Source organism: Promicromonospora citrea, assembly GCF_013004695.1.
GTDB classification, from domain to species: Bacteria; Actinomycetota; Actinomycetes; order Actinomycetales; family Cellulomonadaceae; genus Promicromonospora; species Promicromonospora citrea.
Genome location: NZ_JABEMG010000130.1, coordinates 1 through 12,494, shown reverse-complemented (window position 1 = coordinate 12,494; position 12,494 = coordinate 1). Strand labels below are relative to the sequence as shown.

Below are 12,494 nucleotides of genomic sequence, written 5' to 3'. Positions count from 1 at the left end.
TCTTCCGATCTGCGTCCCGTCCGTGCCGGCGTCCCGGTCGGCGGCAGCGGCCGCCCCGGCGCCGAGCACGCCGACGGCCAGCAGCGCCGCCGCGCCCGCGGCGGTGAAGCGTGCGGATCTGTTCATCGTGGACCTCCTTCGTCGCCGGCGGGGCGGTCCCGCCGGGGTGTCCACGCTCCGTCACGCACCCGCGGCCCACAACGAGATGTGGCTGACGCCGAAGGCCGTCAGCCCGCGCCGAGCAGCTCTCGCGCCTCGCCGAGCACCCCGGCCAGGCGTTCGAGGTCCGGGTCGTCCGCGGCGGGCTGGACCGCGACCGTGTCGGCGCCCGCCTCGGCGAACCGGCGCACACCGTCCGCGATCTGCTGCGCGTCGCCCCAGATCGCGTGGGTGGCGAGCCGTTCGTCGTCGCTCACGTCCTGTCCCCAGGTCGTGAGCTCGGCACGCAGCCGCTCGACGACGTCCGGCCCGGTGCCGCCCGTCACGAACTGCACGACCGGGAAGGGCTCGTCCTCCCGCCCCGCGACCGCGCGCCCCTCCGCGACGTGCTCGAGCGCGCCGGGCAGACCGGAGAGTCCCACGGAGCCCTCGAGCACCACGCCGTCGCCCACCTGTCCCGCGAGCCGCAGCGACTTCGGCCCCGTCGCCGCGACCGGGACGGGTACGGCCCGCGCGGGCGGCCAGTCGAGCGCGACGTCGTCGAGCCGCACGTACCGGCCCGACGTCGTGACGCGCTCCCCGGCGAGCAGCGCCCGCAGGGTCGTCGCGTACTCGCGCATGAGGGTCAGCGGCGACGCGGCGCGCGCGCCCACCTGCGCCATCCAGGGCTGCACGCCGTGCCCGATGCCCGGGATCAGCCGCCCGGGGAACATGCCCTCGACCGTGGCGACCTCCATGGCCATGGGCGCGACGTTGCGCAGCGGCGTCGGCATGACGCCGAGGCCGACGCGCACGTGCTCGGTCGCCGCCAGGATGGCGGTCGCCGCGGAGATGCCGCCGGTCTGGAAGCAGTCCTCCCAGAGCCAGATCTCGTCGATCCCGGCCGCCTCGACGGCACGGGCGAGCGAGACGACGCGGGCAGGCGGAACCGAGGGGCGGATGATGCACGCCAGTGTGGTCATGGGCTCACGCTGTCACGCGGGACCCCGTCAGATCCACCCCTTACGGGCCGCGTACCAGCCGAGCTGGATCCGCGTCGACACCCCCGCGATGCCCATGAGCACCTTGACGCGTCGCTGCACCGTACGCAGGGACAGGCCGAGCTGGTTGGCGACGGACTGGTCGGTGAGGCCCGCGAGCATGAGCGCGAGGATCCGGCCGTCCTGCGGGTCGAGGCCGGACGGCTCCTCCTCCTCGCCGGGGACGGGGAACGGCGTGGCGTCGCGCCACACGCTCTCGAACAGGGCGATGAGGGCGTCCAGCAGCCCCGAGGGGTGGATGACCAGCGCACCCACCAGGTCGGGCGCGACGCCCTCGGTACCGTCGGCGCCCGCGGCCTCGCCGAGCGTCTGGATCGGCACGAACGCGAGCCGGTGATCGATGATGAACAGCTTGATCGGCACGCGCTCGGAGAACCGGACGTCCTCGCCCTGCTCGATCGCCGCGGCGACGTCGTCCACCCGCAGCAGGCCCGCGTCGAGGAACTCGCGGTCGATGACCACCCGGTACCGCACGCCCCGCGCGACCGCCTGGTCCTCGGCGGTGTTCTCGTCCGCGCCCATCACGAAGACGGGGGGCTTGGTGAACGACTCGACGGTCTCGCGCGCGCCGAGCTGGAGCTGCGTGATCCGCTGCCGCACGGCCTCGGCCCCGCGCACCACGTCGACGACGTCGGTCGCGGGCCGGAGGGCCGACGAGCGCCGGAACTCCGCCTCGAGCTCGATGAGCTCCGCCTGCGCCGCCTGGATCTCCTGCTTGCGCTGGGCCAGGAGAGCACCGAGCGCGATCTCCGGCGGCGCGGCCTGGAAGCGGGAGTCGTCGGCGCTCTGCCGGGTCGCCAGGCCGTGCCGTTCGAGCGCCCGGAGCACGTCGAGCGCGTCGCCCGGCTCGATGCCGAGGCGCCGGCCGAGCTCGGGTGCGTCGAGCGACGGTGAGCCCACCAGGTCGTGGTAGGCGAGGGCCTGCCACTTCGTCAGGCCGAGCACGTCGCCGAGCATGTCTTCCTCCCGCCGGCCGAGTTCCGCAGCGTCGGGCCTGACAATACGGGATTGCTACCCTCCGCCACGTGAGCATCGAGGACGTGCGCTTCCCTGGCGCGGCCGGCCGTCAGGTCGCGGGCCGCTGGTACCTGCCGGACGCCCCCGCCCCCGTCGGCGTCGTCGCCGTCGCGCCGGCCATGGCGATGCCGATGCGGTTCTACCGCCACCTCGCCGCATGGCTCGCCGAGCGGGGGTTCGCGGTGCTGACGTTCTCGTACCACGGCTCGGAGCCGGAGCTGTACGGCCCGCTCCGGGAGAGCACCGCGACGGCGCTGGACTGGTACCACGACGCCGAGGCCGCGGCGGGGCACGCGCGCGCCCGCGCCGACGCGGCGGGCGTGCCGCTCACGTGGGTGGGCCACTCCTTCGGCGGCCAGAGCCTCGGCTTCCTGGCCGACGTCGCCGTCGAGCAGTGCGTCATGGTCACGTCCGGGACCGGCTGGCGCGGGCTCGCGGCCCCGCGGATCCGCACCTGGTCGCCGCTGCTGTGGCGCGTGGTCGCGCCCGTCGCGACCGCTGCGGCGGGCTACTACCCGGGCAGACGGCTGCACGTGCTCGACGACCTGCCCGCCGGTGTCATGCGCCAGTGGGGCCGCTGGTGCCTGCACCGCGACTACCTGTTCAGCGAGCACCCGGAGCTGCGGGAGCGGTTCGCGAAGGTGGCGACGCCCGTCACCGCCCTGTGGACGGCCGACGACGAGCTCATCTCGCCGGAGTCCATCCGGTCCTGGAGCCGGGAGTTCCCCGGCACCGAGATCGAGCTCGTCGAGATGCGCGCCGCCGAGCACGGCCTGACCCGCGTGGGCCACTCGGGCTTCTTCCGGCCGAAGCGGGCCGTGCTCTGGGCGGAGCTCCTGCTCCCGCGCCTCGCCCGGGCGTGAGACATCCCGGACGCACGTCGGGCCCGGCGTACCGACCGGGCCCGAGGTGCTGTGCGCGGGTCAGAGCGGCGTGACGGTCCCCGTGAAGTGCCGGGTGTCCTTGCCGGAGCGCCAGCCGTCGTACACGAAGCCGCCGTCCGCCGGCGCGTCGGCGACGTCGGCCACCGGCCGGATCGCCACGTCCACCGTGCCGGGCAGGAGCACCGGCCGGAAGAACTCGACCGTCCACTCGTAGGCGTCCCCGCGCCGCGCGGGACCGACCTCCGCCAGGGCGCGCGCCGCCGTGTACATCCCGTGCGCGATGGCGCGCGGGAACCCGAACGCCTTCGCGCCGAGGGCCGAGGTGTGGATCGGGTTCTGGTCGCCCGACACCGCGCCGTAGGCCCGCCCCGTGCCGCCGCCGAGGCGCCAGCGCGCCGTCGGCATCGGCGGCTGCCACGCCGGCCGCTCCGGGTCCCCTCCCGCGGAGGCTCCGGACGCGTCCGGCGCCCGGAAGCCCTTGGCGAGGTACGTCGAGACCCCGCGGTAGGCGAGCTCCCCGCCGACCGAGACCTCGGCCACGAGGTCGACCTGCGCGCCCCGGCGGTGTCCCCGCAGGTCCTGCGCCCACGCGCGCACCTCGAGCCGCTCACCGAGGCGCACGGGCCGCAGGACGCGGGCGACGTTGCGCAGGTGCACCATGCCGAGCAGCGGCAGCGGGAAGTCCGGCCGCACCATGACCGCCGTGGCCAGCGGGAACACCAGCACGTGGAGGAACCCGGCGGGCAGCACGTCGGACGACGGCTCGCCGAGCAGCTCCTGGTAGGCGGCCAGGTGCGCCGCCTCCCCCGTGGTGTCGACGGCGGCGACCCGGTAGGCCACCTCGGGCAGGCGCACCGTGCCGCCGGGACGCTTGGTCGCCGACCCGACCGCCCCGCGGACGAACAGCCCGCCCAGCCGTGGCAGGCGCTCCAGCTCCTCCACGCGTCGCTCGTGGCTCACTTGCCCACCATGTGCTGGCCGCACACGCGCAGGGTCTGGCCGTTGATGCCCGCCGCGGGGTCGGACGCGAGGAAGCAGATCGCCTCCGCGATGTCGATCGGCAGGCCGCCCTGGCCGAGCGACGGCAGCCGCCGCGCCACGGTGCGGGTCAGGGCGGGCACCTTCGCCGTCATCTCCGTCTCGATCCAGCCCGGGGCCACGGCGTTGGTGGTGCCGCCCACGGCGGCGAGGACGGGTGCGCCCGCCGCGGCGTTCGCGATGACGCCCGCCTTCGTGTAGCCGTAGTTGGTCTGCCCGCGGTTGCCCGCGAACCCGGTGGTCGAGGCGAGCGAGACGATCCGCAGGCCCTCGACGCCGGCCGCGAGCAGCCGCTCGTTGATGCGCAGCTGCGCCGTGAGGTTGACGGCGATGACGGGGTCCCACTTGTCGGCGGTCATGTTGGCGAGCAGCTTGTCGCGCGTGATGCCCGCGTTGTGCACCAGGATGTCGAGGCCGCCCAGCGGCTTGGTCGCCGCGAGGATCTTGTCGGCGGCGTCCTGCGCGGTGATGTCGAGCTGGAGCGCGACGCCGCCGATCTCGTTGGCGACGGCGGCCAGCGCCTCGCCGGCCTGCGGCACGTCGATCACGACCACCTTGGCGCCGTCGCGCGCCATGGTGCGCGCGATCGCCGCGCCGATGCCGCGCGCGGCGCCCGTGACGACGCCGACCTTGCCCGCGAGCGGCTGCTCCCAGTCCACGGGCCCCGCGACGTCGGCAGGCCCGACGGGCAGCAGCTGCCCGTCGACGTACGCCGACTTCGCCGACAGGAAGAACCGCAGCGCGGCCACGGCGGAGGCCGAGTCCACGGCCGCGTCGTCCGTGAGCAGGATGCCGTTCGACGTCGACCCGCCGCGCAGCTCCTTGCCGAGGGACCGCACGAGCCCGTCGACGCCGCCCCGCGTCGCGGCGAGCACGGGCGCGTCGCCGTCGGCCACGGCGCGGGAGACGGTGAGGACCCGGCCGTTGCCCGCGAGCCGGCGCAGCGTGCCCGCGACGGTGAGCACCGGTGCGGAGACCGCCTCCGGTGTCCGCGCCCCGGTCAGCACCAGCACGACGGCGCCGAACCGCTCGCCCTGAGCGGCCTCCGGCTCGCGACGCACGTCGACGTCCCAGCCGGAAAGGGTCTTGGCCACGGCGTCGGCGTCGGCGGCCGAGGCGTCGTCGGACACCACGAGCACGGGTCCCACGGTGAGCGGGCTGCCGGGCCGGTGGCGCCGGAGGATGGCCGGCTGGGGCAGGCCCAGCTTCTTGAAGACGGGCTTGAGTGTCCCGTTGGCCAGGGTCAGATAGCTGTCGGTCACGTTGTCCTCTTCGAAGCGTGCGGTCGGACGGTGGGTGCGGGCACTCAGGCGGACTCGACCAGGGCGACGGCACCCAGGCCGCCGGCGGCGCAGATCGAGATGAGGGCCCGGGCGGGCTGCCCGGTCTCCCGGGCCTTGGTGGAGACGAGCTTGGCCGCCGTCGCGATGATGCGGCCGCCCGTGGCCGCGAACGGGTGGCCCGCGGCGAGCGAGGAGCCGTTCACGTTCAGCCGGGTGCGGTCGACCTTGCCGAACGCGCCGTCCAGGCCGAGCTCGGTGCGGCAGTACTCCTCGTCCTCCCACGCCGCCAGCGTGGTCAGCACGGTCGAGGCGAACGCCTCGTGGATCTCGAAGAAGTCGATGTCCTCGAGCGTCAGCCCGTTGCGGGCGAGCAGGCGCGGCACGGCGGCGGCCGGCGCCATGAGCAGGCCCTCGTGGCCGTGCACGAAGTCGACCGCGGCCGTCTCCGCGTCGACGAACTTCGCCAGGATCGGCAGCTCGCGCTCCTCGGCCCACTCGCGCGAGGAGAACAGCACCGTCGAGGCGCCGTCGGTCAGCGGCGTCGAGTTGCCCGCCGTCATCGTGGCGGGGCTGTCGAGCGAGGCGCCGAACACGGGCCGGAGCTTCGCGAGCTTCTCGAGCGACGTGTCGGCGCGCAGGTTGTCGTCGCGGGTCAGGCCCTTGTAGGGGGTGACGAGGTCGTCGAAGAAGCCGGCCTCCCACGCGCGCGCCAGGTTCTGGTGCGAGGCGAGCGCGATCTCGTCCTGCGCCTCGCGCGTGATGCCCCACTTCGCGGTGGTGATCGCCTGGTGCTCACCCATGGACAGGTGCGTGCGCGGCTCGCCCGTGCTCGGGCTGACCGGCGCGAGGTCCTTGGGCCGGATCGCGAGCAGCGCCTTGATCTTCGCGCTCGTGGTCTTGGCGTGGTTGGCGTCGAGCAGCGCGGCCCGCAGGCGGTCGCTGACGACGATCGGCGCGTCGGAGACCGTGTCGGTGCCGCCCGCGACGGCGGACTCGATCTGGCCGAGCTTGATCTTGTTGGTCACCGCGATGGCGGCCTCGAGGCCGGTCGCGCACGCCTGCTGGACGTCGTAGGCCGGCGTCGTGGGCGCGAGCGACGAGCCGAGCACCGACTCGCGGACCAGGTTGAAGTTCTTGCTGTGCTTGAGGACGGCGCCGCCTGCGACCTCGCCCAGGCGCTCGCCCTGCAGCCCGAAGCGGGCGACGAGCCCCTCCAGCGCCGCGGTGAACATGTCCTGGTTGCTGGTCCGCACGTACTTCTTGCCGGCGCGGGAGAACGGGATGCGGTTGCCGCCGATGATGACGGCCTCACGCGTGGACGGGACGGGGGAGGGGGTAGTGGACACGTCGCTGTTCCTTCTCACTCGGTCTCACACGGTCGTCGGGTTCGCACGGGGTGGTGCCCAGGACTCACAGTACCTGATACTCTCAGTCCCGTGAGACGAATCACAAGACCTCTAGCGAGTCTCGGTGAGGAGGCGGTCCGATGAGCATCGGAGTCGACGGTCGCTCGACCCGCTGGGACGACCACCGCACGGCCCGCAGGGCCGAGCTCGTCCGCGCGGCACGCAAGGCGGTGCACCGGCTGGGGCCCGCGGTCTCGATGGACGAGATCGCCGCGGCGGCCGGCACGTCCAAGTCCATCGTCTACCGGTACTTCGACGACAAGGCGGGCCTGCGGCTCGCGGTCGCCGAGACCGTCGTCATGCAGATGCACGACGCGCTGCGCGCGGCCGCCCAGGGCGCCGACAGCCCCGAGATGGCGCTGCGCGAGATGGTGCGGGTGTACCTCGAGATGATCGAGAGCTCGCCCAACGTCTACTGGTTCGTGACGCGCACGGCCATCGGCGGCAACGAGCCGGCGCCGGTCGAGAGCGGGCGTCGCGGCCGGAGGGCGCCCGCCGAGGCCGCGGACGCGACCGTACCGACCACCGCCGTCGACATGCACCCTCTGGGCGCGTACCTGGACTCGGTGATCGAGCTCGTGGCCGAGCCGTTCGCCCGCGCCACCGACGTCTCGCACGCCGACGCCGCCGCCTGGGCGGCCGGGGCCGTCGGCTTCGTGCGCGGCTCCGGCGAGTGGTGGCTCGGCCACCGCCACGTCGAGGCCAGCCCGCTGACCCGCGAGGAGCTCACCGAGCGCGTGACGCTCTGGCTCTGGACCGGCCCCGTCGGCGTGCTCCACCACCTCAAGCCCGGGTCCGCGTCCCTGACGTCCTGACCCGACCCCACCTGCTCCGGCGAGAACGAACACCGAGGAGAACCGATGACGACCACCTCCGAGCCCGTGACCACCTCCGCGGCGACCGGGTCCGACGCGCCCGCGCCCGCGGCGCCTCGCACGGCGTCCGGCCCGCGCGTGGACGTGCCCGCCCTGCAGCACATGCTGCTCGGCCGCTGGCCGGAGGCGCGCGCGGAGGCCCGCCGCCTCGTGGCCGAACACCCCGAGCTGTGGAAGCGCGAGGGGCTCACCAAGGAGGAGCACCGCGAGATCACGCTCGAGCAGATGAAGGCGATGGTGCCCTACGGCCAGGTGCTCCGGGCGTTCCCCGAGCGGCTCGGCGGTCGGGGCGAGGCGGGCGCCAACCTCGTGGGCTTCGAGGAGCTGGTCGCGGCCGACCCGTCGCTGCAGATCAAGTCCGGCGTGCAGTGGGGCCTGTTCGCCGCGGCGATCCTCCACCTCGGCACCGAGGAGCAGCAGGACCGCCTGCTGCCCGGCGCGATGGACCTCAGCGTGCCCGGCGCGTTCGCGATGACCGAGACCGGCCACGGGTCCGACGTCGCCTCGATCGGCACGACGGCGACGTACGACCCGGAGACCGAGGAGTTCGTGCTGCACACCCCGTTCCGCGGGGCCTGGAAGCAGTACCTCGGCAACGCCGCGCGGCACGGTGTGGCGGCGACCGTCTTCGCTCAGCTCGTCACCCAGGGCGTGAACCACGGGGTGCACTGCTTCTACGTGCCCATCCGTGACCCCGAGACGATGGAGTTCCTGCCCGGCGTGGGCGGCGAGGACGACGGGCAGAAGGGCGGCCTGAACGGCATCGACAACGGCAAGCTGCACTTCACGAACGTGCGCGTGCCGCGTCGCGACCTGCTCGCCCGGTACGGTCAGGTGGCCGCCGACGGCACCTACACGTCGTCGATCGACAGCCCCGGCCGCCGCTTCTTCACCATGCTCGGCGCGCTCGTCCAGGGTCGCGTCTCGCTCGACGGCGCCTCGATCACCGCGGCCAAGATCGGCCTCGCGATCGCCACGAAGTACGCCGAGCAGCGTAGGCAGTTCTCGCCCGCCGCGGGCGCCGACGAGCTGACGCTGCTCGACTACGCCACGCACCGGCGCCGCCTGTTCCCGCGGATCGCCGAGGCGTACGCGATGCACTTCGCCCACGACGAGCTCCTCGACCTGTTCGACGACGTCTTCTCGGGTCGCGAGGACACCCCCGCCAAGCGCGAGGACCTCGAGACGACGGCGGCGGCGCTCAAGGCCACGTCGACCTGGTACGCCCTGGACACCCTGCAGGAGTGCCGCGAGGCCTGCGGCGGCGCCGGCTTCCTCTCCGAGAACCGGTTCACGGGCCTGCGTGCCGACCTCGACATCTACGCGACCTTCGAGGGCGACAACCACGTGCTCCTGCAGCTCGCGGCCAAGCGCCTCGTCGGCGACCACGGCAAGCGCCTGGCCAAGGCCGCGAAGTCGCCCGCAGGCATGGCGGGCATCGTGGCCGACCAGGCCAAGGACGCGGTCCTGCACAAGCTGCCGCTGCGCCGGCTCGGCCAGTCGGTGGTCGACGGCGGCACGGCCCGCGCGGCCGGCCGTCTCCTGGACCCCGAGGTGCAGCGCGGCCTCATCGCCGGGCGGTACGAGGGCATGGTCGCCGCGACCGCGATGGGCATGCGCCCCGCGCTCAAGGCCGACTCGATCAAGGCCCAGGAGATCTTCGACGACAACCAGGTGCAGCTCCTCGGCTCGGCCGCCGCGTGGGCCGAGCTGGTGCGGTGGGACGCGTTCACCAAGGCCATCGCCACGATGCCGGACGCGGGCACGCGTGCGGTGCTCACGCTGCTGCGCGACGTCTACGGGCTCACCGTGATCGAGCGGCACCTCGACTGGCACCTGGTCAACGGCCGCCTCTCGGCCGGGCGGGCCAAGGCCGTGACGGCCACGATCGACCGGCTGCTCAAGCAGCTCCGGCCCCACGTGCTCGACGTCGTCGACGCCTGGGGCTTCGCACAGGAGCACCTGCGCGCCCCGATCGCCGACGGGTCGGAGAAGGAGCGCCAGGACGAGGCGCGTGCCTACTACCGCGAGCAGCGCGCGAGCGGCACGGCGCCGATCAGCGAGAAGGAGCTTCGCAAGCAGCAGGCCGCGCGGGCCTGACGACCCGCGGTCACGCGGCGTCCGGCACCGCCGCGACGGGGACGGGGAGCTGCTGCACGGGAGTCCCGACGGGCTCCGCGGCAGCCTCCTCGTCCTCGACCTCGTCCTCCGCCGGGCGCGCGAGCGGTCCGCCGAGGGTGACGGGGGCGAACGCCGCGGGGGCGGGTTCGGGGGTGGACCGGGCCACGAGGACGGTGCCCGCCAGTCCCAGGAGAGCGGCGAGCACGACGAGCGGCACCAGCTGGTGCGCGAGAGCGAAGCCGAGCAGGACGCCGCACGTCACGGCGACCGTCGAACCCATCACGAGTACGCGGGTCATCAGGAGCCTCCCTGCCAAGGTGTCTCCGAGGAGCTGTGCCTGACCCCAGGGGGATGCCGTCGGTCACCGGACCGTTCGTGCCCTCGCGACGTCTGGGGACGTACGAGCGCGGACGGGCCGGCGGAGCTGGGGCTCATCAGATTGTGTGCGGCGAGCCTGCCTCGCCGTCCCCTCCAGCAAACCGCACCCCGTACGGGCTCGCACCTCGAGAGGCCCCGGCCGGGGTCACGACTCGGTCACGGAACGGTCGCCGTGCCCGGCCTGTCGTCAGACCGGGTTGCAGTGCGCGGTGGCCGTGAGGATCAGCCCGACGTCGGGCCGCCACGGCTCGAGGTTCCACGTGGCCTTGTCGGGCGCGCCCACCGCGTGGCACACGAGCTGGTCGTCCATCGTCGTGCTGTCGGCCTCCGGCTCCGCGGCCACGAGCTGCGCGCGGACGAGGGCGAGGCCGGCCTCGCCCGCGTGCCGCACCCAGTCCGACGGGTCGACCGCGAGGGACCGGCCACCCTCGTTCTCGCCCCAGGTCGCCCGGTCGATCGCGTGGTCGCCGACGGCGAACGTGAACCGGACGGTCTCGTCGGCCGCCCGCGGGTCCTCGCCGGGCCGGACGCGGTCGTCGACCTGGAGGCGCGCGTGGGTCGGGTCGACGTCGGAGACCGTCACGCGGGGCGTGCTGCCGTCGGTGCGCTCCCCGGGCGCGGGCGGCGCGAGCGCCGCGACGGGCGTGCCGGCGCCGTCGAGCACGGTGACGCTGCCGTCGGAGTCGACGTCGAGCGCACCCGCCGAGGTCAGGGCGAGGTCGGCCACCTCGCCCGGCGCGAGCTCGAGCGTGACGGTGTGGAGGCCGGGGGTGTCGTCCTCGGCCTCCACGGTGGCGGCCGGTGCGGCCACCTCGATCGTCGCGCCGCCGACGCTGAGCGTGGTGACGGGCCGGTCGTCCGTCGTCTCCTCGCCGGGCTCCCGGGTCGGGCCGGTGTCCTGGCCGGTGTCCTGGCCGGTGTCCTGGTCCGCGGGGGCTGCCGCGGTGGGCGAGGTGTCGGAGGCCGCGGCCTCGCGCTCCCGCACGGCCTCCTCGACGAGGGTGCAGCCGCTCAGCCCGACGACCGCGGCCACGAGCGCGGCCGAGAGTGCGGCGACCGCCGCCCGCCCACCCGGCAGGCGGGTCGCGGGGCGGGTCGCTCGGATCGGCACGGGACCATTCTGCGGCAGCCGTGTGCCGAGGCGCTCGCGGGAGTGTGCTCGGACGGTGAGTGTTTCGCCGGGGTCGACCGCCGGTGGCCCGCGTCGCCCACGCACGAGGCGGTGGGCGCGTCGGGTGGCGCGCGTCACCCGCATCCCCTACGATTAGAACATGCGTTCGAACAAGGTGCTGGTGACTCGGGGTCCGGCCGACGTGCCGGACCGCTCTGCGCGCGGTGCGGTGGCGCCGCGCGAGTCGGGGTTCGCGGACCTCACGGAGGCGGTGGACGCGGTGGCGGCGGTCGACGCGCTCCTCGCCTCGCTCGCCGCGTCGCGCGCGGTGCTCGTCGAGTCGGTCCGCGAGTGGGCGGCCGCACGCCCCGAGCTGTTCGACGACGCCGACGTCGAGGCGGACGACGTCACAGGGCTCGCCCCGGAGCTCGTGGGGCGGCTGGCCCGTGCGCTGCGGGTGCCGGAGAGCTCGGTGCTCGCGCTGCTCGAGGAGTCGCGCACCCTGGTGCACGAGCACCCGCGGACGCTGGCCGCGCTCCGGGGCGGGCACATCAGCCACGCCCACGCGCAGACGATCCTCGGCTACACCGACGGCCTGCGGCGGGCCGGCCGGGTCGCGCTCGAGACGCGGCTGCTCAAGCACGCGCGGGACACGACGCCGGGTGAGCTCAGCCTGCTCGCCCGCACCGAGCGGGAGCGCCGGCTCCGTCCCGAGAGCAGGCCGGAGCCGGTGGCCGTCGCGGCTGCCCGCGCGAGGCGTGCGCGGGTCAGCGCCTCCCCCACAGGTCGTCCCACGCGGTGAACGGGTCCGCGGGCGGGGCCTGCTGGGTGCCGCCCGCGGCGACCGCGGGTTCCTGGCCGCCCCAGCCCGTGCCCGGCCAGGCGGGTGCCGACCAGGTCGGCTCGGCCCACGCGGTCCCGTGCGGGGTGCCGTCGGCGGGCGGCGCCGGGTAGCCGGCCGTGCCCTGTCCGTCCAGGGCGGAGCCGTCGGGGGCGAAGGTGTCACGGGCGGGGTCCGCGGCGGATGTCCAGGCCGCGCCCGCACCCGACCAGTCGGCGTCGGCGGCCGACGCTCCGGACCAGGTGCTCCCGGCGGAGTCGAGTCCCGTGTCATGACCCGTGTCGACGCCTGGTTCGAGGCCCGGCCGGGTACCGGGCCACTGTGCGTCGGACCAGCCCGCC

The 12,494-nt window shown here is 74.6% G+C and carries 12 protein-coding genes; 4 read left to right on the top strand and 8 right to left on the bottom strand.

The features are described from left to right. Positions 1-227: 227 nt before the first annotated feature. Positions 228-1,121, bottom strand: coding sequence for an LLM class flavin-dependent oxidoreductase (locus HLB15_RS19250; protein ID WP_171107672.1), 894 nt, complete (start codon positions 1,119-1,121; stop codon positions 228-230). Between the two features lie 27 nt (positions 1,122-1,148). Continuing rightward, positions 1,149-2,156: a helix-turn-helix transcriptional regulator gene (locus tag HLB15_RS19245; protein ID WP_171107671.1), complete on the bottom strand. Its 1,008-nt coding sequence runs from the start codon at positions 2,154-2,156 to the stop codon at positions 1,149-1,151. Positions 2,157-2,224: 68 nt separating this feature from the next. Here HLB15_RS19245 and HLB15_RS19240 point away from each other — a divergent pair, with 68 nt between their 5' ends. After that, positions 2,225-3,079 carry an alpha/beta hydrolase family protein gene (locus tag HLB15_RS19240; RefSeq protein ID WP_171107670.1) on the top strand — a complete coding sequence of 285 codons (855 nt, stop codon included), beginning with the start codon at positions 2,225-2,227 and terminating at the stop codon, positions 3,077-3,079. Between the two features lie 60 nt (positions 3,080-3,139). On the opposite strand, the gene HLB15_RS19235 is transcribed toward HLB15_RS19240, so the two are convergent. The 3 genes from HLB15_RS19235 to HLB15_RS19225 are packed head-to-tail and all read right to left on the bottom strand — an operon-like array spanning position 3,140 to position 6,767. Further along, the gene (locus HLB15_RS19235) at positions 3,140-4,060 is read right to left on the bottom strand and encodes a MaoC family dehydratase (protein ID WP_171107669.1); all 921 of its coding nucleotides are present in this window, start codon (positions 4,058-4,060) and stop codon (positions 3,140-3,142) included. Beyond that, positions 4,057-5,400 (bottom strand): 3-oxoacyl-ACP reductase, encoded by a 1,344-nt coding sequence (locus HLB15_RS19230; protein WP_171107668.1) that lies wholly within the window; start codon positions 5,398-5,400, stop codon positions 4,057-4,059. The genes HLB15_RS19235 and HLB15_RS19230 overlap by 4 nt, the downstream gene beginning before the upstream one ends. Positions 5,401-5,444: 44 nt before the next feature. Further along, complete coding sequence (locus tag HLB15_RS19225) at positions 5,445-6,767, bottom strand: acetyl-CoA C-acetyltransferase (protein ID WP_171107667.1); 1,323 nt, start codon at positions 6,765-6,767, stop codon at positions 5,445-5,447. Positions 6,768-6,907: 140 nt separating this feature from the next. Here HLB15_RS19225 and HLB15_RS19220 point away from each other — a divergent pair, with 140 nt between their 5' ends. Both HLB15_RS19220 and HLB15_RS19215 read left to right on the top strand, forming a co-directional pair. After that, on the top strand, positions 6,908-7,642 hold the full coding sequence (locus tag HLB15_RS19220; protein WP_171107665.1) for a TetR/AcrR family transcriptional regulator: 735 nt from the start codon (positions 6,908-6,910) through the stop codon (positions 7,640-7,642). A 45-nt stretch (positions 7,643-7,687) separates the two neighbouring features. Further along, complete coding sequence (locus HLB15_RS19215; protein ID WP_171107663.1) at positions 7,688-9,802, top strand: acyl-CoA dehydrogenase family protein; 2,115 nt, start codon at positions 7,688-7,690, stop codon at positions 9,800-9,802. 10 nt (positions 9,803-9,812) lie between these two features. Here the strand turns inward: HLB15_RS19215 and HLB15_RS19210 are convergent, their stop codons facing one another. Further along, positions 9,813-10,121, bottom strand: a complete 309-nt coding sequence (locus HLB15_RS19210) for a hypothetical protein (protein WP_171107661.1) — start codon at positions 10,119-10,121, stop codon at positions 9,813-9,815. 267 nt (positions 10,122-10,388) lie between these two features. Then, the gene (locus tag HLB15_RS19205; protein WP_171107659.1) at positions 10,389-11,312 is read right to left on the bottom strand and encodes a DUF2599 domain-containing protein; all 924 of its coding nucleotides are present in this window, start codon (positions 11,310-11,312) and stop codon (positions 10,389-10,391) included. A gap of 160 nt (positions 11,313-11,472) precedes the next feature. Here HLB15_RS19205 and HLB15_RS19200 point away from each other — a divergent pair, with 160 nt between their 5' ends. After that, the gene (locus tag HLB15_RS19200) at positions 11,473-12,114 is read left to right on the top strand and encodes a hypothetical protein (RefSeq protein WP_171107657.1); all 642 of its coding nucleotides are present in this window, start codon (positions 11,473-11,475) and stop codon (positions 12,112-12,114) included. Here HLB15_RS19200 and HLB15_RS19195 read toward each other — a convergent pair. Beyond that, on the bottom strand, positions 12,080-12,494 hold a 415-nt coding region (locus HLB15_RS19195; RefSeq protein WP_212760107.1), incomplete at its 5' end, for a hypothetical protein. The two genes, HLB15_RS19200 and HLB15_RS19195, sit on opposite strands and share 35 nt — an antisense overlap.